Origin of the sequence: Rugamonas aquatica, assembly GCF_009380215.1 — a bacterium.
GTDB lineage: Bacteria > Pseudomonadota > Gammaproteobacteria > Burkholderiales > Burkholderiaceae_D > Rugamonas > Rugamonas aquatica_B.
This window is the reverse complement of record NZ_WHUG01000002.1, coordinates 538,062-556,995: the sequence shown is the minus strand read 5'-3', so window position 1 is coordinate 556,995 and position 18,934 is coordinate 538,062. Positions and strand designations below refer to the sequence as shown.

Sequence of the window (18,934 nt, the reverse complement as noted above, 5' to 3'; positions counted from 1 at the left end):
CACTGTGGGACTAAGCACGTCTGTACGGGGCGCTTTCAACCCAAACTAGGAGTATCAAACCATGACCAAACACATCACCCCTGCTATCGCCTTTACCTTCCGCAATCTGGGCTTCACCCCAGTAGACGCAAGCGAGGTAATGTCCCTCAACGACGCGGAACCACTGGCCGACGCTGACATGCCAGCCATTTTCTACCACGCCGGTATCGACACCTACGTTGCTTACGCCTCGGAAGTCGTGGACGGCATGTATGACGGGAACCTGCAAGGGCTGCGCGCAATCGCTGTTGTTGATAACGACGTGTCAGCAGCGAACATCACCCACTTCCGTGATGTCCCGATGGAACTGATTGCCGTGGGCGACCTCGCAGAGTTTGTAGCACAGCGCGCCTTCAGCCCGAAGTTCTTTGACCTTCGCGTTGCAAAGCAGTGCGTTGCCCACGCTAAGCAGGAACTGCGCGACTTGCACGGCGACCTGAACCAGACCCGCGACGACTTCCACCAGTGCCGTAAGAATCTGGACGAGGCTTTAACGCATCTGCATGCCTTCCCTGTGCCACGCTACGACGCGGTAGTGGCGATCTAACCCAGTAGCGCCCAGCGAGGCCGGAACTGACCCTCACAGGTTGGCTCCGGCCTTTGTCGTTTCTACGGCCAGCGTATCGTATGCACGATCTGCACTGTCAGCAGCACGACTATCAGGATAGGCCGCACTTGGTCAGCCAGCTTCGATAGTTCATCCAGACTCATGATTGCCCCTTGTGGCGTCACCGGATTGATGACAGGCCGAATGTATGACCGACCTACCCAGCGCTGCAATAGCGCAGGCCCGAGCCTGTGTACCCCACCCATCGACGGAACCTGAGCGCTTGCGCTGTCTGTCAGTCTGTGCATCAGGGTAGCTCAACAGGGTATACCGTAGCGCACCTAGTCAAATGAGCCACCCACCTAGCTCAATAGGGTTGACTGTGTGTGAGCCAGTGTGTATTATTGAGCCACTTACCCAACTGAGCCACCCAGCCATGAAAACGATCTACTACGGACGCATCAGCACCACCGAAGGACAGACCAGCGCCAGCCAGTACGAGGACGCAACCAAGCACGGCGTACAAGCCAAGCACACACACATTGATGAAGGCGTGAGCGGCTACCACGTAGCGCCTATGGACCGCGCAGAGTGGAAGCGGGTCATGGACAAGCTGTCTGACGGTGGTGTGCTGTACGTCCGCTGGTTGGACCGCATCAGCCGTCGCTACGACGAACTGCACACGGTCATGCAAACCCTGATGAAGATGGGCGTCAAGGTGGTCTGCACCCTGAACGGGATGGAGTTTGACGGCACCGCTACGGAACCGATGCTGAAGGCTACTCGTGATGCGGTGCTGGCCTTCATGGCTGCACAGGGCGAGGCTGACTACATCAATCGCAAGGAGATGCAGAAGCGTGGTATCGAGGTAGCCAAGGCAGCAGATGACGGACGCTACAAGGGCCGTGCTAAGACGCTGGACCCTGCTACGGTCAAGGCATGGCGCGCTGAACAGAAGGCCAGCATAGCCACCACTGCCGAACACTTCGACATCTCGGTAGCAACCGTCAAGCGGTACTGTGCAGCATAGGACGCGATAAGAGGCCGTAGGAGCCTCGTTAGTCGGTGGGCAGTGCAACGCTGCCTACCAGCGCCAGCAAAGCGCCCACAGATATTTTAAAAAGCTGTGTGGCGCATTCTCCCCGGTCCACAACGCATTAAGCAACCCGGTGGACCTCCCGACTTTCCAGACCACGCCCGAATCCCTACAGATATCTTGCTGCGCTTGACGACGGTTTCTGTACGGCTGGCAAGGTGTTTAACGAAACGCTGGAACTCCCGACTTTTCCAACCCTTCGATTCCTGGCCCTCTATCGAGTGCCAGTTCTGAAAATTTTTATTATTTTTTCAACCGGGAAACTCACTCTGTCACCACTTGCTGTAGTATGGCAGTTAATACATTATTGAGGATAAGCGATGCGCGTCTATTACATGACCTCTTACGAAACTGCTACTCAGTATATTCTCCCAGAGCATCGCATGAGATTATCAAGATTCGATAAATTGAACGATCCCTTTGAGCTTCATAGTGTACGAGTAGAGGGAAAAAGAGGACGCGCCGAACTAAAGGACATAATCAAAGATTGGCATAACCAGATAGGCATTATCTGCACCGGGAGGCATTGGAAAAGCCCGGTAATGTGGGCGCATTACGCTAACAGTCATAGTGGCGTGTGCCTAGGGTTCGACGTGCCGGATAAAGTTGCGCATCAGGTAGTGTATGCCCCAGAGCGCCCGATACTCAAGCTGAACCCCAAGCTGCCACTAAACGGCATTACCGAAGATATACTCAAGACAATGTTAATGACCAAATACGCTCAATGGTCATACGAGGAAGAATGGCGATTATCGTATAAACTCACAGACCCTGACCCAGTTAACGGATGCTACTACATTCCATTTGGGGAGCACTTAACCTTGCGAGAGATTATTATAGGTGCGAGGTGCAAACACTCTGCGATAGATTTCGATAAGCCACTTGGAAGCGTCGATCAGTCAATTACCATTATAAAGGCCCGTCCTGCATTTGAATCTTTTACGATGGTTCAGCAATTGAAAGTTACGCCGGTGATTATTAAGACGAGGAAGTAACTACTTACGTTTCTTTTTTGAGACGGTCCCATTCTCGCTTTAACACCGTCTTACACAAGCCTCTGGCCTCATCCACGAGATCAGGGACGAATATATGCCGACGACCGGGCTCGTTTTGTTGAAAGCAGCCACGGCGCACGCGATTCAGGGCGTCCATCAGCGCAATATGATCGGCCTCTTTCGGGTTGAGCATCATATCTATTTGGTTGAGCATAAAGACCATCTTACGATCCACCTGCTGTATTTGCAGTGACTCGTGTTCTTCAAACTTATCCTCATCATCAGGCGATGGGATGACCTGATCGCCGCCAGCGACGTAGTACCAGTGCGCTGTACTCAGAAATTCCGCAACCCGATCCCGCAACGAGTCGATCCACTTCTGACGCATCGGCGCTATTACCTGCTTCTGCGCCACTATCAGGGATGTCTTAGCTTGCCGTTTCGCCACTTGCCAGCTTACGAACGGGGCAACCACGATGGCAAGCGCCGCGACGATGAGGGAGCAGATAGGTAGCCAGAAGGCAAGCGCGGGATCGGTGGGTTGCATCAATGTCCTTTAAGTGGGCGACCAATCATAATCTAACATGACCAAGCTAACCCAGCTAAGGCAGCAAGTACGCATTCCCAACTCGCCTGACAGCAATAGGGGTGTTGCGCCCCAGCGTCGTATCAAATCTAAACGGGTCCAGAATGCACTTGTGCGGCCTGTAACGCCTCGTTATGATGGCACCCGCTTGGCAGGCATCAGCCTACCAGCACCAACCCCAACCACTCTTAAGGAGCCGATAAACACGTAACAAGGAGGTACAATGCAACACGAATTCCAAGAACATCGCCACATCCAACTGCTCACCGACAAGCAGGTTGCCGGACTACTCGGCATCAGCAAGTCCGGCGTCTGGGCCAAGGCCAAACAAGATTCCGGCTTCCCCCAGCCATTCAAACTCTCTGAAAATCAAACACGCTGGAAGCTGTCAGCGGTTGAAGCCTTCATCGACCTGAAAGCAAGCAGCACCATGCACTAACAAAAAAGCCGCTACGACATCGCAGCGGCTTTGTGCTTTCTACGCAGCTTCCGCTACGGGTGGCCTGTGCATCGGGACCACCTTCCCGCCTCGCTGGGCGGCAGACAACTGCTCTCCCCACCACTTGTACAGCGCAATACGCTGCTCAAAGCGTTCCCCACGGTCGTAGGCCCGTACTACCTCGTTGTCATGGGCGTGATCCAGCGCCAAGTCCACGACATCACGCTCAAAGCCGTTATCACGCGCCTGCGTCGTTAAGGCGCTGCGCCAACCGTGCGGAGTGTGCTTATTCCTCAGATGCAGCGTTTCACGATACAACTTTTCGACGGCTTCACAGCTGATGTGCTTGCTGTTGTCAGTGGGCGACGGGAATAGGATGCCCCGACCGCCGATCAAATTACGCCATTGACGCAACTCTTCAGCAATCTCTGGGCAGAGCGGAAGGCGATGATCCAGTTCCCGGTTCTTGAACTTCATCTTATGGCGCGGAATCGTCCAGACTGGCTGAACGCTGTCCAGATCAAACTGACGCCACTCTGCCTCAATTACGTTACCGATCCGTGCGGCGGTGAAGGCACACAGGCGATGCGCCATGCGGACGGAATGCGATATTCGAGCCAACTCAGCACGGCGCAGCAGATCGCCCAGTGACACGAAATCAAGCAGTGCTGGCATACGTGCGTTATCCTTCTTGCGGGGCAGCACCTCACGCGCAGCTAATGCCGGGTTGTCGCGAACATGCCCCTTCGCTTGGGCGTACCTGAATACCCCGTTCAAGTGCTGAAGGATGCGGGTAGCGGTTTCCAGTACATCGCGCTTGTTGATCGCCAAGACAGCAGTAGCGACTATCGCAGGCGTCAGGCTGCTTATCGGCAGCTTGCCCAGCGTGGGGTACAGATCGCGCTCAAACGCCCGCACCGACTTGACGTAGTGGACATCGCTCCACTCCTTCTTCTTCATCGCAAACCACTCGGCAGCAACGATCTGGAAGGTGTTGTCGGAACTGGCAGCATTAGCAGCACGGTTGACCTGTCGATTGCTTACGGGGTCTTTGCCTTCCAGCAGCAGCGCCTTCACCTCCCCCAGTTCGACACGCGCAGCAGCAAGCGACACTTGCGGGTACGGTCCAATCGAGAACAGCTTTTCCTTGCCTTCAATCCGGTACTTGATGCGCCATGTAGCGCTGCCAGCAGGCGTAATGAACAGGTGCAGGCCACCGCCGTCTGCCAGCTTCTTGCCCGGTTCTGCTGCGGTTGCGAACGCCTTCACAGCCTTGTCACTCAGCTTCGATAACCCGATACCCCCAGCCATCCAATTCTCCTTGGTTCGTTTTCCGGGGATACCCCCGCTAATACCCCCATTGTGCTTGGACTGGGCTGGACTTGGCAAGACTTGCTTGGAGGGTAAGTGCTTGAACTTACAAAAGAAAACGCCGTCACTTGGACGGCGTTAGATGCTACTAGATGATTCGGTGGTGGAGACGGCGGGAATCGAACCCGCGTCCGCAAGCACTCTACAGACAGTTCTACATACTTAGCACTATCATTTAATTTAACCAGTACAACACGGACGTGCACGTTTTGGACTAGCGATTCACCTTAGATTTAGCACGGATTGAAGTGACCCCTCACAGTGCGATTCCCTGTAAATGACTCCATGACTTTTAACGGTCCGCCCCAGGGAAGAAGCGTTTAGGAGCTAACAGCAATTAAGCTGCCAGTGCGTACGAGTTATCGTTTGCAGTTAAGTTTTTCTGGGTGTATTTACGAGGTAGCCAGGCCTCGGTATGCCCTGTTCTGCTTTGCAACCCACGTCGAAACCAGGTCGTCCCCACAGATCTCCATTCTACCGCACTTTGCCCGGCCACGCACCTTCCCTCTGAACAGCACGTCAAACGCCCGTCATATTTGCCCGTTATAGTGGGCGCAGTTCTCACACAGAACGACCAATTAGCGCCTCTTGAGGCGGCTACTACCGGCGCCGGCGGTCGGGAAATATACCGGCACCAATTCCCCCCAATCTGCCATTTTGCTGCGGCGCAACACAAAATCTCGCGCCACGGACGAGATTCTGCAACTTGCCCGAGTCCCTGCATTAAAATGGCAGCTATCATCTCTGCGCCTGCCCTACGCCATGCCCGATGCCGCCATCCATGCCGCCCCCAGCCCGAAGAAACGCGGCCGGCCCCAGAAAGGGGAAGGCGGCGGCTTGCGCGCGGAATTGATCGAGAAATCGGCCCAGCTGTTCCGCACCAAGGGCTACGACAACACCACCGTGCGCGATATCGCGGCCGCCGCCGGCATCCAGGCCGGCAGCTGGTTCTACCATTTCAAGACCAAGCAGGACATCCTGGCCGCCATCATGGAGCAAGGCCTGGCCCATTCGCTGGCCGAGATCGAGGCCATCGCCCGCCAGCCGCTGCCGCCGTGCGAACTGCTGCGCAAGCTGGTCGAAGCCCACCTGCACACGCTGCTGGCGCCCGACCACCATTTCATCGCCGTGCTGCTGTACGAATGGCGCTCGCTGGACGCCGCCTCGCGCGAACGCATCGTCGCGCTCAAGGACCGCTACGAGGCCGTCTGGGACCACGCCATCGCCGCCCTGCACCGCTCCGGCGACTGGGCCATGCCTTCGCAATTCGACCGCCTGCTGATCTTCGGCGCGCTGAACTGGACGGTCCAGTGGTACAAGCCCGGCAGCGGCGCCGATATCCAGCAACTGACGCAACAGGCGATGTTGTTCATCCTGCGCACGCCGGCCGCGCTTGAGGCACAATAGAGGCATATATCTTGAAAGGAATGCCTGATGATTTATGAAGTCGCCGAGCTGTACATCAAACCCGAATCGCACGCAGCCTTCCAGGCGGCGGTGGCCGAAGCGGTGCCAGTGTTTAAGAACGCCACCGGCTGCCTGTCGATGCGCCTGGACCGCGATATCGAGGTGCCCGATACCTATCATCTGGTGGTGGGCTGGCAGACGATCGAGCATCATACGGCAGATTTTCGCGGCAGCCAGGGCTTCCTGGCCTGGCGCGGGCTGGTGGGCAGCCATTTCGCCCTGCCACCGAAAGTGGAACATTTCGAAACCGTGGTCTCCGGCTTTTAAGCCGCCCACGGCCGTGCAGTCTCAAGAAGGAGGCTCATCATGACCCGCACCATCCATCGCAACTTCGAACAGGTGACGGACGCCGAGAGCGCCCGCAGCGCCCTGCTGGCCAGCGGCTTTCCGCCGTCCTGCGTCAAGCTGACCAAGCATACGACGCTGCCGCCGAGCGTGTCGACCAGCATGGTCGGCAACCTGCTCGACTCCCTCACGCCGGGCGGCCCGGCCGCCGCCGCGCAAGCCCGCCAGCGCAGCGGCGCCATGCTGACCATCGATATCTACGATGAAGACGAGGGCCAGAAAGCCGACGCCATCATGGGCGGCTTCGGCTCCCAGGCGGCGTAGTCAGCCGGCCAGCAGCCCGGCCACTCCGCCGCTGTCGGCGCCGGCCTGCTGGCGCCGCATCCATTCGCCGGCGTCGGCCACCGTCAGCGGCCGCGCGTAGAAGAAGCCTTGCAGCGCGTGACATCCGGCGTCGCGCGCGGCCACCGCTTGCTCCAGCGTTTCGATGCCTTCGGCCACCACTTGCAGGTCGAGCGCGGCCGCCAGCTGGCAGATCGCCATCACCACCGCCACCGCGTCCGGCGCCGGCAGCGGGTCGATCAGGCCGCGGTCGATTTTCACTGTGCTCAGCGGCAGCTGGCGCAACATGCTCAGCGACGAAAACCCCGTGCCGAAATCATCCATCGCCACATCGATGCCCAGCGCGCTGAGCTGCTGCAACTGCAGCTGCGTGTCGTCGAGGTTGTCGACCGCCGCGCTTTCGGTGATCTCCAGCGTCAGGCAGCGCGGCGGGATGCCGGTCTCGCTCAGCACGCGTTCGACCAGTTGCAAAAAGCCCCGGTTCAGCAGCTGCATCGGCGAGACGTTGACCGCCACCGGCATGCAGTCGCCCAGCTCGGCGCACCAGGCGGCGATCTGGCGGCAGGCTTGCTCCAGCAACATGGCGCCCAGCTCCGGGATCAGGCCGGTGCGCTCGGCGATGGCGATGAATTCCACCGGGCTGACCATGCCCACGCCCGGCCGCATCCAGCGCGCCAGCGCCTCGAAGCCGAGCAGCCTGCCGCTGACGGCGTCGATCTTGGGCTGGTAGTCGAGGTAGATTTCGTGGTTGCGGATGCCCTTGCGCAGCGCCTGTTCGTTGTCCAGCGACTTGCTCGACATCTGCTCGAAGCGCTGCTCGGCCATCGCCAGCGCCGTGCCCGGCGTGCGCTTGGCCTGGTACATGGCGGCGTTGGCGGCGCGCAGCAGCGCTTCGGCGTTGCCGGCGTTCTCGGGGAAGACCGCCATGCCCATCGAGGCGTCGATGAAGTATTCGCCGGCCGGCACCTTGATCGCCTGCACGCAGGCGCTATGCAGGCGCTCGGCGATGTCGCGCGCATTGCCTTCGTCGGGGTCGACGATGGCAAATTCGTCGCCGCCCAGCCGTATCAGTTCGGCGCGCGCGCCCAGCGCTTCCTTGAGCTTGGCGGCGAAGGCTTTCAGCACGTGGTCGCCGGTGACATGGCCCTGGCTCTGGTTGAACAGCTTGAAGCGGTCGATGTTCAGCACCACCAGCGTGCAGTGCAGCGAGCCGTCGGCCAGATAGCAGTATTCGCGCAGGCGCTGCATCAGCACGGTGCGGTTGGGCAGGCCGGTCAGCTTGTCGTGCGTGGCCTGGTGCACCAGCGCGCGGGCGCTGGCGTTGCGTTCGGTGTCGTCGGTGATCAGGATTTGCGTGGCGGCCACGCCGTCCCATTCGACCCGCCACGCTTCGAAGCGCAACTCCAGCTCGCGCCCGCCCGCCACTTCGCGCCGGCCTTCCCAGTTGGCGATGTCGAGCTTGCCCTCCTGCAGCAGGCGGTGCTGGCGCTGCAACTGCTCGTCGCTGAAGCTTTCCGGCGGCAGGTCGGCAAACACCACGTAGTTGCCCTGCCCCAGCGGCATGCCGTAGATGCCGCGCACCGCCGGGTTGGCGTACAGGATGCGCAGGCCGTCGGTGACGACCACGCCCTGCACCGAGTGTTCGGTCAGCAGCTGGAAGCGCGCCGCCAGCTTGCCGGCGTCGCGCAGCGCGCCTTCCAGCGCCGACAGCACGGAGACGGTGCCGATGGCGGCGCGCAGCAAGGTGGCGAAGAAGATGTTGGCGGCCACGCCCCGCTCGCCGTACAGCACCAGCAGCAGCTGGTTCAGCGCGAGCAGGATCAGCAGCGGTCCGACCAGCCGTTCCAGCGCATGGGTGCGCCACAGCCAGCGCACCGCCAGCACGCCGGTGCCCATCAGCACGGCCATGTTGAACAATGGCCAGAACAGCAGCTTGTCGGCCGCCGCCGGCGCCAGCAGCGCGACGGCGGCGCCCACGCCGATGGCGATGGCGGCGTTGCGCGGCAGGCGGCGGGCCGCCAGCTGGGTCACGCTGGACGCGAGGAAGATCAGGTTGCCGATGGCGCCGGCCAGTATCAGCGGCAGCCCCAGCATGCCGTACGGCGCGGCCGCTTCGGTGTGCACCAGGTAGCCGAACGCCAGCAGCGAGGCGAACAGCGTCGAGCAGCCCATGTCGCGGGCGAAGCCCTGGCTGCGGTGGCGGCGCCACACCAGCAGCAGCGCCACCCCGATCACGACAAACATGGCGGCGTTGGTCAGATAGAGGTAGCGCATGCCGTCCATGTCAGGCCGCCCGATGCTGGCATGCCCGGCGCATGGCGGCCAGGCAGGTGAAATCCATACCCTGCGCGCGCTGGGCGCGCGCGCCATGGACATGGCTGCGTGGCCCGCCAGCGTAGCGAATTCGGCAGTCGGTCAATATCCTTGGCATAAAGTCATTCTAACCGTAAATCGGGCGTGGATGTCCATGGCCTGGCGATGCAGCGGGACGGCATGGCCAGATTCGCGCCTCATTGTTGCTGAACTCACATCTGGCGGAACAGATGCGCGAACAGCGGACTGACCGGCAACCTGGCCGCCGTCCCGCGCACGTGCAGTGTCAGCCGGCCGTTGTCTTCGCGGCTGGCCGCCGTCAGGTGCTGCAGGTTGGCGATGCAGCTGCGGCTGATCTGGGCAAATTGCGCGCTGTCGAGTTGTGCCAGCAATTCCTTCAGGCTGACGCGGATCAGCGCATTGCCTTCGACGGTGACGACCTCGACATACTTGTCCAGGGCCTGGAAATACAGCACGTCCGCCACCGGTATCAGCCGCACCATATTGTTGCCCACCGACGCGCGGATCACGTTCAGCCGCGCCTTCGCCGCTGTGGCCGGCGCAGGCAGCAGCGCGCGCATTTGCGCCGCCAGCCGCGCCAGGCCGTCGTCGCCGAGCCATGCCGGCGCTGCCGGCGCCGCGTCGGCCGCCAAGCGGGCTTGCAAGCGATGGACGGTGCGCGCCAGGCGCGCGGCGTCGACCGGCTTCAGCACATAATCCAGCGCCGCCTGCTCGAACGCCTGCACCGCGTAGCCATCGTAGGCGGTGACGAAAACGATCAAAGGAAAGGCGCCGCCGTCCCAGCGCTCGGCCAGTTGCTGGGCGGCCTCCAGTCCCGTCTGGCCGGGCATCTTGATGTCGAGGAACAGGATGTCGGGCCGCAGTGACAGCGCCGTCTCCACCGCGGCGACGCCATTGGCCGCGATCGGCAACAGTGCAAGCTCCGGCCACAACTGCCGCAGCGTTTGCGCGAGCACATCCGCCAGGATCGGTTCATCTTCGGCGATCAGCGCGCGGACCGTGCGCGCTTGCCGTTCAGGGCTGGTGGCGTTCATGCAAACTCCAATGGCAGTGTCAGGCGGGCCAGCACGCCGTGTGGTTGATGGGCCGCCAGCACCAGGCTGGCGCGTTCGCCGTACAGCACCTGCAGGCGCTCGCGGGTGGTGCCGACGCCGACGCCGCGGCTGTCGTCGGCACCGGGCGCGGCGGCGTCATCGTCGGGCAAACCCAGGCCGGTGTCGATCACGGTGATCTGCAGCGCGCCGTCGCGCTCGGCGGCGACCACGGCGATCTCGCCTCCTTCGATCTTCGGTTCCAGGCCGTGGACGATGGCGTTCTCGACCAGCGGTTGCAGCAGCATCGGCGGCACTTGCGCGGCGCGCAGCGGCTCCGGCAACACGCAGTGGTAGCGCAGGCGCGCGCCCATGCGCATGTTCATCAGCGCCAGATAGGCTGCGATCGCGTCGAACTCCTGCGCCAGCGCGATGTGCTCGCGGCGCGTCGCGGCCAGGTTGGCGCGCAGGTACAGCATCAGCTGGCCGAGCATATGCGTGGCCTGGCGCGGATCGCGCTCGATCAATCCCTGCAGATTGGCCAGGGTGTTGAACAGCATATGCGGTTCGATCTGCGCCTGCAGCAAGCGCAGCTGCGCCTGCAGGGCCTGGCGCTCGACGGCGTCGGCGCGGGCCCGCGCTTCGCCGCGCTCGGCGCTGATGCGCTCCAGCCGCTCGCGGTTCAGTATCAGCAACATGGTCGCGCCGACCGACAGCAGCGCGAACAGGATGGTATGGAATTTCCAGGCCGGATAGCGCGCCTGCGCCGGCCAGCTGTCGCCCATGACCAGCCCGCCGATCAGCAGCGCGCTGAAATGGCCGACCAGCGCGCTGGCGACGCCCAGCGCCAGCAGCGGCATGCGCCAGCGCCGCTGCTGCGCCGGATGGTCCCCCAGCAGCAGCCGGGCGCCGTCGATGATCGCCACCGCGACCACGCCGACCGTCAGCGAGTACACCACCTGGCTATACAGCTCTTGCCGCTGGCCGAACACCAGGTCCACCAGCACGCCGGCGCAGGTGTTGAGCAGGATGGTCAGAAGCAGGTCGTCGGCAAAGCGGCGCCAGCGCGACCTGGACGGTGGGGTAAGCGGGATCATGATGGATGTCTGGATGGATGTCTGGATGGGCAACGCCCGACAGTGTGCCGGATGCGCCCCGGGGCAACAAGGCCGGTGCGACCAAGCCGGGTCAAACCGGCGTGTAGCGGGCGCCATGCGGAGCGAAAGTCCGCGGGCCCCCGCCCCCGGGGCCGCTAGCGGCTGCCGCCGACGTCGAACACGCTGCGCAGATAGGCGAGGAAGGTCTGGTCGTCGCAGATGGTCTTGCCCGGCGAGTCGGACAGCTTGGCGACCGGCTTGCCATTGCAGCGCACCAGCTTCATGACGATTTCCAGCGCCGGGAACTGCGGGCCGAAGTCGTGGGTCAGGTTGGTGCCGATGCCGAACGCGACCTGGGTGCGCGGCGCGAAGCGGCGCCACAGCTCGATGGATTTTTCGACGTTGAGACTGTCCGAAAACACCAGCAGCTTGGTGTGCGCATCGATGCGCAGCCTGGCATAGTGGGCCAGCGCCTTCTCGCCCCACTCGGCCGGATCGCCCGAGTCGTGGCGCAGGCCGTCGAACAGCTTGGCGAAGTACAGGTCGAAGTCGCGCAGGAAGGCATCCATGCCGACCACGTCGGTGAGCGCCACGCCGAGATCGCCCCGGTACGTCTGCACCCAGGCCTCCAGCGCCGCCTTTTGCGAATTGCGCAGCGGCACGTCGTGCACGGCTTGAAAAGTCTGCATGAATTCATGGGCGACCGTGCCGATCGGCGTCAGCCCCAGCTTCATCGCCAGGTAGACGTTGCTGGTGCCCTTGAACAAGCTGGGCACCTGCGCCACCAGCGTCTGCACGACTTCCTCGTGCCAGTCGCTGCTGAAGCGGCGGCGCAGGCCATAGTCGGCCAGGCCGAACGGGTGGACATCCTCCAGCGTGGCCGCCTCGGCTTCGAAGGCGCGCAAGCGCGCGATCTTGGCGGCCAGCCGGCGCCGGCCCTCTTCCAGCGCAGGCTGCTGCGGATAGCGGCGGGCGTGCAGCTGGCCGACGATGGCCAGTATGAAAATCTCGAAGAACATCACATGCATCTGCGGTCCGCGCGCGACGATGTCCAGTCCCTCGCCGTTCACTTCGATACGGATGAAGCGCTGCTGCAAGCGGAAGATGGACAGGAAGTCGACAAAGCTGGACTTGATGTAGCGTAGCGAGCGCAGGTAGTTGAGCTCTTCCTCGCGGAAGCTCAGCGAACACAGGTGCTCCACCTCGCGCACCAGGGCGTCCTTGAGTTCCGCCAGCGGCATGGCGGGCGGCTTGCGGCAGACGAAGCGGTATTCCGCCTCGTTGTCGTTGTAGGCGCTGGTGAACAGCGCCTGCCACATGGTGAATTTGTATAAATCGGTTTCCAGCAGGCTGCGGATGATGGGCTGGTTCATGCCGGATCCGTTCCGAGCCCGCGGCTGGCGTTGGCCAGCAGTTCGGGCAGCACGTCGGCCGCCTGCATCAGTTGCACGCCGCGCGCCTGCATCGCCTGCAGGAAGGCCTGGTATTGCGGCGCGAAGCCGGCGACCGGGCTGATGCAGTCGGTCAGCAGCACCAGCTTGGACAGCGGCTGGCCCAGGTGCTCGACGATGTGCTCGACGGTGGCCTTGACGCAGTGGCTGCCGGCCTCGCCGGCGATGTAGACCTGGTCGGCCTCGGCCAGCGTGGCGATGAAGCCGGTGTTGAGCTGGGTGTCCGGGTCGTCGGCGTCCGGCACTTCGGCCATGACGGCGGAATAGTGTTCGGTCCACGGATTGGAACCCTTGGCCAGCTTGGCGACGATGCCCAGCGACGCTTCTTCCCAGGCGCCGTAGGCGGCGCGCACGTCGTCGTGGACGTTGTTGCCCCAGGTGCCGATTTCGCAGTGCACCGGCCACACCATCAGGCGGTAGCGGCCGGCCGCTTCCAGCTTGTCGAGGTAGTTCAGCGCCAGCGGCAAGGCGGCCGGATGGCGCGGCAGGAATTTTTCCGCCCGCACGTCGGCCGCGCTGATCTCGGTGAACGGCGCCACCGGCGCGCCGTCCCGGGCGATCCAGAAGGTCGGGTGGGCGATGTCGAAGCGGTGGTGGGAGTCGAGCGTGATGCTGATGGCGGTCAGGCCGGCGCGGCCGCGGTTGATCAGGCCGGCCAGGCGCAGCATGTCCTGGTGGGCGCCCGGCACCGGCAGCGCCGGCGCGTGGCGCGCGCGGGTGGCCGGGTTGTCGGGCAGGTAGCTGGCCGGCAGATCGCAAAAATCGTTTTGCGGATCGATAATCAGCAGATGCAGGTTCCGTTTCATGTGGGCTCCGAGGCTTGCTTAACTGTAGGTGATTTTGCCCGATAGCGCGGGCCGATAGTGATGATTATCGGTCAAGCCGCAGGAATTTGCGTAAAATGCTTTTTCAATAAGATGAAGGGAAACCTATGAACGCTCGCATTTTCCACGCCGCAGCCATTGCGGCGGCCCTGTCCGGCTGCGCCAGTGCCGCTTTCCCGCCGGTGGCGGTGCCGGACGCGCTGCAGCCGCCGGCCGGGCAGCGGCTGTCGCTGGAGGCCAACGCCACCGGCGTGCAGATCTATGTGTGCAGCGCGGCCAAGGCCGGTCCGGCGCAGGCCGAATGGGTGTTCAAGGCGCCCGAGGCGGCGCTGTTCGACGCCGCCGGCGCCGTCATCGGCAAGCACTACGCGGGGCCGACCTGGGAGGGCAATGACGGCGGCAAGGTGGTCGGCGAGGTCAAGGCCAAGCAGGACGATCCGGCCGGCAAGGCCATCCCGTGGCTGCTGCTGGCGGCCAAGTCGGCCAGCGGCGACGGTGCGTTGGGCCGCGTCAGCTACGTGCAGCGCGTGGCGACCGAAGCCGGCAAGGCGCCGGCCGACGGCTGCACCGCCGCCGACCTCGGCAAGCAGGCGCGCGTGCCGTACAAGGCGCTGTACCGCTTCTACGTGGCCGGCTGAGGCGCCGCGCCGCAGCGCGCCGGACGCAAAAAAACGCCCTGCCGGCGCAAGCCGGCGGGGCGTTTTGCATGGCGCGGCCGGCAATTAGGCGGCGATCGCTTCGATCTTCGAGCGGCCCTTGGCGACGGCGGCGGCCACCGCTTCTTCGCCCATGGCCACGCCTTCGGCCACGACGAAGGTGATGTCGGTCATGCCGAGGAAGCCCAGCACCGAGCGCAGGTAGGTGGTGACGTGGTCGTAGGCGGCGGCAGGGCCTTCGCTGTAGACGCCGCCGCTGGCGACGAACACGATCACTTTCTTGCCGTGCACCAGGCCTTCAGGGCCGTTGGCGCCGTACTGGAAGGTGCGGCCGGCGCGCGCGATGTGGTCGATCCACGCTTTCAGGCCCGAGGTGACGGAGAAGTTGTACATCGGCGCGCCGATGACGATGGTGTCGGCGGCCAGCAGTTCGTCGACCAGCGCGTCGGAAGTCTTGATGGTGTGGGCCTGGTCGGCGTTGCGCTGCTCGGCCGGGGTGAAGTAGGCGCCCATCATCTGCTCGGTCAGGTGCGGCACCGGGCTGCTGGCCAGGTCGCGCGTGACGACCGTGCCCGACGGGTTGGCCGCTTGCCATTTGGCGACGAACTCGCCGCCCAGCTGGCGCGACAGGGAGCCGTTTTGACGAACACTGCTGTTGATGTGGAGTACGGTTGCCATGATGCTAAACCTTTCGTGTGGGGAGGGATTGCTTACATCATAGAACGGGTTTAATATCGACGAAATACCATAAATTTAAATCCTACCTATCGATATATTCGATATCAAACCTCCAACAAGGTGTACTTATGCGCGATCCCGGCCTGCCTTCCCTCGACCAGCTGCGGGTGTTTATCGCCGTCATCGACCATGGCGGTTTCGCCCACGCGGCGCGGGCGCTGCACCGCACGCAGTCGGTGATCAGCTACACCATCGCCAACCTGGAGGAGCAGCTCAACGTCGAGCTGCTCGACCGCAGCAAGCGCAAGCCGGTGCTGACCGAGGCCGGCAAGGCGCTGCTGGCCGACGCCCGCGCGGTGTCGCTCAAGGTGGACGGCATGCGGGCGCGCGCCAAGGCGCTGTCGGCCGGGCTGGAGGCGGAAGTGTCGGTGGTGGTCGATGTGATGTTCTCGACCTGCAAGCTGGTGCGCATCCTGCACGCCTTCCAGAAGGAATTCCCGACCGTGGCGATGCGGCTGCGCACCGAGGCGCTGGGCGCGGTCACCGAGCTGGTGCTGGAGCGCGAATGCCACATCGGCATCAGCGGCTGGATGCCGGGCACGCCGGACACCATCGAGCGCCAGAGCTGCGGCTTCGTCACCATGGTGCCGGTGGCTTCGCCCGAGCATCCGCTGGCGCAAATCGAGGGCAAGATCCCGAGCGCGGTGCTGCGCGAGCACACCCAGCTGGTGCTGACCGACCGCAGCACGCTGACCAAGGGCCAGGACTTCGGCGTGCTGGCCCTGCGCGACTGGCGGCTGGGCGACCTCAGCTCCAAGCACGCGCTGCTGCGCAGCGGCATCGGCTGGGGCAATATGCCGGTCGAGTTCGTGCAGTGGGATCTGGATGCGGGACGGCTGGTGCAACTGCACATCAGCGAGGGCAGCGCGTTCAGCTTCCCGCTGTACGTGATACGGCGCGGCGACGAGGAGCCGGGCCCGGCCACGCGCTGGCTGATGCAGCAATTCCTGGAGCTGGAGCAGTCCGGCCAGCCGCTGCCCAACCACGACATGCGGCCGGTGCCGGTGCCCGGCGACGCCAGCCTGAGCCATATGTATCACCGGCTGCGCGACGGGGCCGAGCCGGACCAGCCGGCGCCGGTGCCGGCCAAAGCCAAAGCCCAGTCCAAAGCCAGGGCGGGCGCCAGGGCCAGGCCCGGCCCGCCGCCGCCGAGGGCCGACGCCCCGGCCGGCCTGAGCGCGCCCGCCCCTATTTCACTCCGGCGGCGCTGAGCTTGCGGCGCAGGCGGCGGATCTCTTCCGACAGATCGACCACCAGCGCGGCGACGTCGTCGTTGGCGTCAAAGTCGCGCTCGACCTGGCACAGCCGGCGCGCGCGCACCAGGTCGGCGCTGGTGAAGCGCCAGGCGACCACGTCCGCGCAGTCCGGCTCGGTACTGTCGAGCAGGATGCCGGTGCGCACCCGCTGCACCACCCAGTCCGGCTCGACGGCGCAGGCTTGCGCCAGTTCTTCCACGGTCAGCGCGGCGTCGTCGACCAGCACCGCATCCAAGATAGCCTGTCCCATCGTTCATCCTCCCGCGCGCGGGTTGAAAGCCAGATCGCGCGCCATCGCTTGATACAGTTCGCGTGCCTTGTCGGTGCTGGCCGGCGGCAGCACCACTTCCAGCAGCAGGTATAAATCGCCGGCCTGTTTGCCGGGAATGCCGCGCCCGCGCAGGCGCAGCTTGCGCCCGCTCTGCGAGCCGGCCGGCACCGTCACGTTGACCTTGCCCGACGGCGTGGCCACTTCGATCTCGCCGCCCAGCGCCATTTCCCACGGCGCCACCGGCACCGTTTCGTAGACGTCGCGGCCGTCGATGCGGTAGCGCGCGTGCGGCCGGAACTGGATTTCCAGATACAGGTCGCCCGGCCCGGCGGCGCCCGGCTGGCCCTGGCCCGACAGCCGCAATTGCTGGCCGGCCGTCACGCCGGCCGGGATGTTGACGCTGAGGTTGCGCTCGCGCGTGACGATGCGGTCCTGGGCGTCGCGCTCGGCCACGGTCAGGGTGATGGTGCGGGTCGCGCCTTGATAGCTGTCGGCCAGGTCGATGGTGATGGACGCGTGGCTGTCCTCGCCGCGCTGCGGCGGCGCCTGGCGCCGGCGGCCGCCGCCCAGGTTGGCGAACAGGTCGGCAAAGAAGTCGCTGCCCATGGGATCGCCGCCGAAGCCGCCGGCGCCGGCATGGCCGCCCGCCCCGCCGCTGCCACCGAAGCCCCGGCCCCAGTCCGGCGGCGGACGGAATTCCTGGCCGGCGCGATAGTGCTGGCCGCGCCCGAGCTCGTCGTAGGCGGCGCGCTTTTCGGCGTCGCCCAGCACGCCGTAGGCTTCGTTCAATTCCTGGGTCTTGCCCTGCGCGTCCGCCTCCTTGCTGACGTCCGGATGGTATTTGCGGACCAGCTTGCGGTAGGCTTTCTTGATGTCATCCTCGGTGGCCGTCTTCGGCACGCCCAGGGTCTGGTAGTAATCCTTGTATTCCACGTTGCGCGCTCCTGTATTGCGTCAGCCACAGTCTAGCGCCAAATGGCCGAAGGCGGCGCCCGCCGCCTCACTTGTGCCCGGGCTTGTCCTTGGCGGCCGGCCTGGCGTCGACTTCGCGCACCGACGACATCATGTCGTTAAAGTTCTTGAGTTCGGCGTATTCGCCCTTTTCCAGGATCAGGCATTTACCCTTGTAGTGCTTGTTCTCGCACACTTCCCAGGTGCCGTTCTGCACGATCACGCTGGAGGTGCGGTCGTTGAAGCCCAGCTTGTCCAGGTCGGGCTCCGAGCCGTGCAGCTGCAGCGCCGGGCCGCCGAAGTGCGTGCGCGTGTACAGCGTGATGTCGCCGGCCGGCGCCGCCGCGGCGGCGCCCAGCAGCGCCAGGCCTAGAATTCGCTTCATGAACGGTACTCCGAAAAGTGGCGGTGTCCCGCATGATAGCGCACGCCGCTCAACGGATGCGGCGCAGCGAGGAGATGCGGTTGTTCATGTCGTCGAGGAATTCGTAGCGGCCCGGCTCCAGCACGATGCAGCGGCCGCCGAAGTCGGCGTGCTCGCACAGTTCCCAGCGGCCTTCGTTGACGATGACGGAACCGGCCACGTCGTTGAAGTCGTAGCGGTCCAGCGTGCGCACTTCATTGTTGTGCAGCTCCAGCCGGGCGCCGTTGAAGCGCGACTTGGAGAACAGGATGATGGCTTCGCGGCGTTGGCCGTAGCCGCGGTCGTCGTAGCCGCCACGGTTGTCGTCGCGGTCCCAGCGGCCGCCACGGTCGTCGCGGCCGCCGCCGCCGACTTCGCGCACCGACGAGATGACGTCGTTGAAGCCAGGCAGCGATCGATATTCGCCGCGCTCGACGGTCATGCAGCGGCCGCGGTATTCGGAATGTTCGCACAGCTGCCAGGTGCCGGAGCGCACGATGACGCTGGAAGCGCGGTCGTTGAAGCCGAGCGGGTCGAGGTCGGGCGCGCTGCCGCGCAGCGTCAGCGGCTGGCCTTCGAAATTCGAGTCGGTGAACAGCGTCAACTCTCCGGCGTGGGCCGACAGGGCCAGCAGGGGGGCGGCCAGCAGCAGGGCGGCGCGGGTCAGACGGTGCAGGAATGGTTTCATGATAGGGATCGCCAAGGTAAAAAAGTTAATCGGCCGGTGCATGGACCGACAACGCGCATGCTAACGT

21 protein-coding genes and 1 other RNA gene are annotated in these 18,934 nt (G+C 63.7%); 9 read left to right on the top strand and 13 right to left on the bottom strand.

Features of this window, described 5'->3' with window-relative positions:
* The first annotated feature begins 61 nt into the window (after nucleotides 1–61).
* The 3 genes from GEV02_RS06760 to GEV02_RS06750 all read left to right on the top strand — a co-directional run bounded on the left by GEV02_RS06760 (nucleotide 62) and on the right by GEV02_RS06750 (nucleotide 2,677).
* A complete protein-coding gene (locus GEV02_RS06760) occupies nucleotides 62–586 on the top strand; it encodes a hypothetical protein (RefSeq protein ID WP_152837301.1) in 525 nt (174 codons plus the stop codon).
* 436 nt (nucleotides 587–1,022) lie between these two features.
* A complete protein-coding gene (locus GEV02_RS06755) occupies nucleotides 1,023–1,616 on the top strand; it encodes a recombinase family protein (RefSeq protein ID WP_152837300.1) in 594 nt (197 codons plus the stop codon).
* A 386-nt stretch (nucleotides 1,617–2,002) separates the two neighbouring features.
* Nucleotides 2,003–2,677, top strand: coding sequence for a DUF2971 domain-containing protein (locus tag GEV02_RS06750; protein WP_152837299.1), 675 nt, complete (start codon nucleotides 2,003–2,005; stop codon nucleotides 2,675–2,677).
* Between the two features lie 4 nt (nucleotides 2,678–2,681).
* Here the strand turns inward: GEV02_RS06750 and GEV02_RS06745 are convergent, their stop codons facing one another.
* Nucleotides 2,682–3,224: a hypothetical protein gene (locus GEV02_RS06745; protein ID WP_152837298.1), complete on the bottom strand. Its 543-nt coding sequence runs from the start codon at nucleotides 3,222–3,224 to the stop codon at nucleotides 2,682–2,684.
* A 262-nt stretch (nucleotides 3,225–3,486) separates the two neighbouring features.
* Between GEV02_RS06745 and GEV02_RS06740 the strand changes: the two genes are divergently transcribed.
* A complete protein-coding gene (locus GEV02_RS06740; protein WP_152837297.1) occupies nucleotides 3,487–3,702 on the top strand; it encodes a helix-turn-helix transcriptional regulator in 216 nt (71 codons plus the stop codon).
* Nucleotides 3,703–3,741: 39 nt separating this feature from the next.
* Here the strand turns inward: GEV02_RS06740 and GEV02_RS06735 are convergent, their stop codons facing one another.
* Both GEV02_RS06735 and ssrA read right to left on the bottom strand, forming a co-directional pair.
* Nucleotides 3,742–5,013, bottom strand: a complete 1,272-nt coding sequence (locus GEV02_RS06735) for a tyrosine-type recombinase/integrase (RefSeq protein WP_152837296.1) — start codon at nucleotides 5,011–5,013, stop codon at nucleotides 3,742–3,744.
* Between the two features lie 161 nt (nucleotides 5,014–5,174).
* Nucleotides 5,175–5,534: a transfer-messenger RNA gene (gene ssrA, locus GEV02_RS06730) on the bottom strand.
* Nucleotides 5,535–5,835: 301 nt separating this feature from the next.
* On the opposite strand from ssrA, the gene GEV02_RS06725 reads away from it, so the two are divergent.
* From GEV02_RS06725 to GEV02_RS06715, 3 genes are read left to right on the top strand one after another with little or no spacing between them, the layout of a single operon-like run.
* Nucleotides 5,836–6,480: a TetR family transcriptional regulator gene (locus tag GEV02_RS06725; protein WP_152837295.1), complete on the top strand. Its 645-nt coding sequence runs from the start codon at nucleotides 5,836–5,838 to the stop codon at nucleotides 6,478–6,480.
* Between the two features lie 27 nt (nucleotides 6,481–6,507).
* Nucleotides 6,508–6,807, top strand: a complete 300-nt coding sequence (locus GEV02_RS06720; RefSeq protein ID WP_152837294.1) for an antibiotic biosynthesis monooxygenase family protein — start codon at nucleotides 6,508–6,510, stop codon at nucleotides 6,805–6,807.
* A gap of 39 nt (nucleotides 6,808–6,846) precedes the next feature.
* On the top strand, nucleotides 6,847–7,149 hold the full coding sequence (locus GEV02_RS06715) for a hypothetical protein (protein WP_152837293.1): 303 nt from the start codon (nucleotides 6,847–6,849) through the stop codon (nucleotides 7,147–7,149).
* Here GEV02_RS06715 and GEV02_RS06710 read toward each other — a convergent pair whose 3' ends face one another.
* From GEV02_RS06710 to GEV02_RS06690, 5 genes are all read right to left on the bottom strand, one after another.
* Complete coding sequence (locus GEV02_RS06710; protein WP_152837292.1) at nucleotides 7,150–9,450, bottom strand: EAL domain-containing protein; 2,301 nt, start codon at nucleotides 9,448–9,450, stop codon at nucleotides 7,150–7,152.
* Between the two features lie 242 nt (nucleotides 9,451–9,692).
* Entirely contained in the window at nucleotides 9,693–10,535 is an 843-nt protein-coding gene (locus tag GEV02_RS06705; RefSeq protein ID WP_152837291.1) for a LytR/AlgR family response regulator transcription factor, read from the bottom strand.
* Entirely contained in the window at nucleotides 10,532–11,629 is a 1,098-nt protein-coding gene (locus GEV02_RS06700; protein ID WP_174999000.1) for a sensor histidine kinase, read from the bottom strand. Before GEV02_RS06700 ends, GEV02_RS06705 begins: the two co-directional genes overlap by 4 nt.
* A gap of 155 nt (nucleotides 11,630–11,784) precedes the next feature.
* Nucleotides 11,785–13,002: a nicotinate phosphoribosyltransferase gene (gene pncB, locus GEV02_RS06695; protein ID WP_152837289.1), complete on the bottom strand. Its 1,218-nt coding sequence runs from the start codon at nucleotides 13,000–13,002 to the stop codon at nucleotides 11,785–11,787.
* Nucleotides 12,999–13,886 (bottom strand): cysteine hydrolase family protein, encoded by an 888-nt coding sequence (locus tag GEV02_RS06690; RefSeq protein ID WP_152837288.1) that lies wholly within the window; start codon nucleotides 13,884–13,886, stop codon nucleotides 12,999–13,001. Before GEV02_RS06690 ends, pncB begins: the two co-directional genes overlap by 4 nt.
* Before the next feature lie 125 nt (nucleotides 13,887–14,011).
* Here GEV02_RS06690 and GEV02_RS06685 point away from each other — a divergent pair, with 125 nt between their 5' ends.
* Complete coding sequence (locus GEV02_RS06685) at nucleotides 14,012–14,542, top strand: DUF3455 domain-containing protein (protein WP_152837287.1); 531 nt, start codon at nucleotides 14,012–14,014, stop codon at nucleotides 14,540–14,542.
* An 84-nt stretch (nucleotides 14,543–14,626) separates the two neighbouring features.
* On the opposite strand, the gene GEV02_RS06680 is transcribed toward GEV02_RS06685, so the two are convergent.
* Nucleotides 14,627–15,238, bottom strand: a complete 612-nt coding sequence (locus tag GEV02_RS06680) for an FMN-dependent NADH-azoreductase (RefSeq protein WP_152837286.1) — start codon at nucleotides 15,236–15,238, stop codon at nucleotides 14,627–14,629.
* Between the two features lie 128 nt (nucleotides 15,239–15,366).
* On the opposite strand from GEV02_RS06680, the gene GEV02_RS06675 reads away from it, so the two are divergent.
* Nucleotides 15,367–16,509, top strand: coding sequence for a LysR family transcriptional regulator (locus GEV02_RS06675; protein ID WP_152837285.1), 1,143 nt, complete (start codon nucleotides 15,367–15,369; stop codon nucleotides 16,507–16,509).
* On the opposite strand, the gene GEV02_RS06670 is transcribed toward GEV02_RS06675, so the two are convergent.
* The 4 genes from GEV02_RS06670 to GEV02_RS06655 all read right to left on the bottom strand — a co-directional run bounded on the left by GEV02_RS06670 (nucleotide 16,487) and on the right by GEV02_RS06655 (nucleotide 18,867).
* On the bottom strand, nucleotides 16,487–16,804 hold the full coding sequence (locus GEV02_RS06670) for a chaperone modulator CbpM (protein WP_152837284.1): 318 nt from the start codon (nucleotides 16,802–16,804) through the stop codon (nucleotides 16,487–16,489). The two genes, GEV02_RS06675 and GEV02_RS06670, sit on opposite strands and share 23 nt — an antisense overlap.
* A 3-nt stretch (nucleotides 16,805–16,807) precedes the next feature.
* Nucleotides 16,808–17,758 carry a DnaJ C-terminal domain-containing protein gene (locus tag GEV02_RS06665; protein WP_328595742.1) on the bottom strand — a complete coding sequence of 317 codons (951 nt, stop codon included), beginning with the start codon at nucleotides 17,756–17,758 and terminating at the stop codon, nucleotides 16,808–16,810.
* Nucleotides 17,759–17,825: 67 nt separating this feature from the next.
* Nucleotides 17,826–18,161, bottom strand: coding sequence for a beta/gamma crystallin-related protein (locus GEV02_RS06660; protein ID WP_152837283.1), 336 nt, complete (start codon nucleotides 18,159–18,161; stop codon nucleotides 17,826–17,828).
* A 49-nt stretch (nucleotides 18,162–18,210) separates the two neighbouring features.
* A complete protein-coding gene (locus tag GEV02_RS06655; RefSeq protein ID WP_152837282.1) occupies nucleotides 18,211–18,867 on the bottom strand; it encodes a beta/gamma crystallin-related protein in 657 nt (218 codons plus the stop codon).
* Nucleotides 18,868–18,934 lie beyond the last annotated feature (67 nt).

Bases quoted from the DNA above. Each gene is read 5' to 3' on its own strand.
- GEV02_RS06760 (WP_152837301.1), top strand. From the start codon at position 62: ATGACCAAACACATCACCCCTGCTATCGCCTTTACCTTCCGCAATCTG.
- GEV02_RS06705 (WP_152837291.1), bottom strand. From the start codon at position 10,535: ATGAACGCCACCAGCCCTGAACGGCAAGCGCGCACGGTCCGCGCGCTG.
- GEV02_RS06720 (WP_152837294.1), top strand. From the start codon at position 6,508: ATGATTTATGAAGTCGCCGAGCTGTACATCAAACCCGAATCGCACGCA.
- GEV02_RS06690 (WP_152837288.1), bottom strand. From the start codon at position 13,886: ATGAAACGGAACCTGCATCTGCTGATTATCGATCCGCAAAACGATTTT.
- GEV02_RS06710 (WP_152837292.1), bottom strand. From the start codon at position 9,450: ATGGACGGCATGCGCTACCTCTATCTGACCAACGCCGCCATGTTTGTC.
- GEV02_RS06680 (WP_152837286.1), bottom strand. From the start codon at position 15,238: ATGGCAACCGTACTCCACATCAACAGCAGTGTTCGTCAAAACGGCTCC.
- pncB (WP_152837289.1), bottom strand. From the start codon at position 13,002: ATGAACCAGCCCATCATCCGCAGCCTGCTGGAAACCGATTTATACAAA.
- GEV02_RS06750 (WP_152837299.1), top strand. From the start codon at position 2,003: ATGCGCGTCTATTACATGACCTCTTACGAAACTGCTACTCAGTATATT.
- GEV02_RS06735 (WP_152837296.1), bottom strand. From the start codon at position 5,013: ATGGCTGGGGGTATCGGGTTATCGAAGCTGAGTGACAAGGCTGTGAAG.
- GEV02_RS06660 (WP_152837283.1), bottom strand. From the start codon at position 18,161: ATGAAGCGAATTCTAGGCCTGGCGCTGCTGGGCGCCGCCGCGGCGGCG.
- GEV02_RS06740 (WP_152837297.1), top strand. From the start codon at position 3,487: ATGCAACACGAATTCCAAGAACATCGCCACATCCAACTGCTCACCGAC.
- GEV02_RS06725 (WP_152837295.1), top strand. From the start codon at position 5,836: ATGCCCGATGCCGCCATCCATGCCGCCCCCAGCCCGAAGAAACGCGGC.
- GEV02_RS06745 (WP_152837298.1), bottom strand. From the start codon at position 3,224: ATGCAACCCACCGATCCCGCGCTTGCCTTCTGGCTACCTATCTGCTCC.
- GEV02_RS06675 (WP_152837285.1), top strand. From the start codon at position 15,367: ATGCGCGATCCCGGCCTGCCTTCCCTCGACCAGCTGCGGGTGTTTATC.
- GEV02_RS06670 (WP_152837284.1), bottom strand. From the start codon at position 16,804: ATGGGACAGGCTATCTTGGATGCGGTGCTGGTCGACGACGCCGCGCTG.
- GEV02_RS06715 (WP_152837293.1), top strand. From the start codon at position 6,847: ATGACCCGCACCATCCATCGCAACTTCGAACAGGTGACGGACGCCGAG.
- GEV02_RS06700 (WP_174999000.1), bottom strand. From the start codon at position 11,629: ATGATCCCGCTTACCCCACCGTCCAGGTCGCGCTGGCGCCGCTTTGCC.
- GEV02_RS06655 (WP_152837282.1), bottom strand. From the start codon at position 18,867: ATGAAACCATTCCTGCACCGTCTGACCCGCGCCGCCCTGCTGCTGGCC.
- GEV02_RS06685 (WP_152837287.1), top strand. From the start codon at position 14,012: ATGAACGCTCGCATTTTCCACGCCGCAGCCATTGCGGCGGCCCTGTCC.
- GEV02_RS06755 (WP_152837300.1), top strand. From the start codon at position 1,023: ATGAAAACGATCTACTACGGACGCATCAGCACCACCGAAGGACAGACC.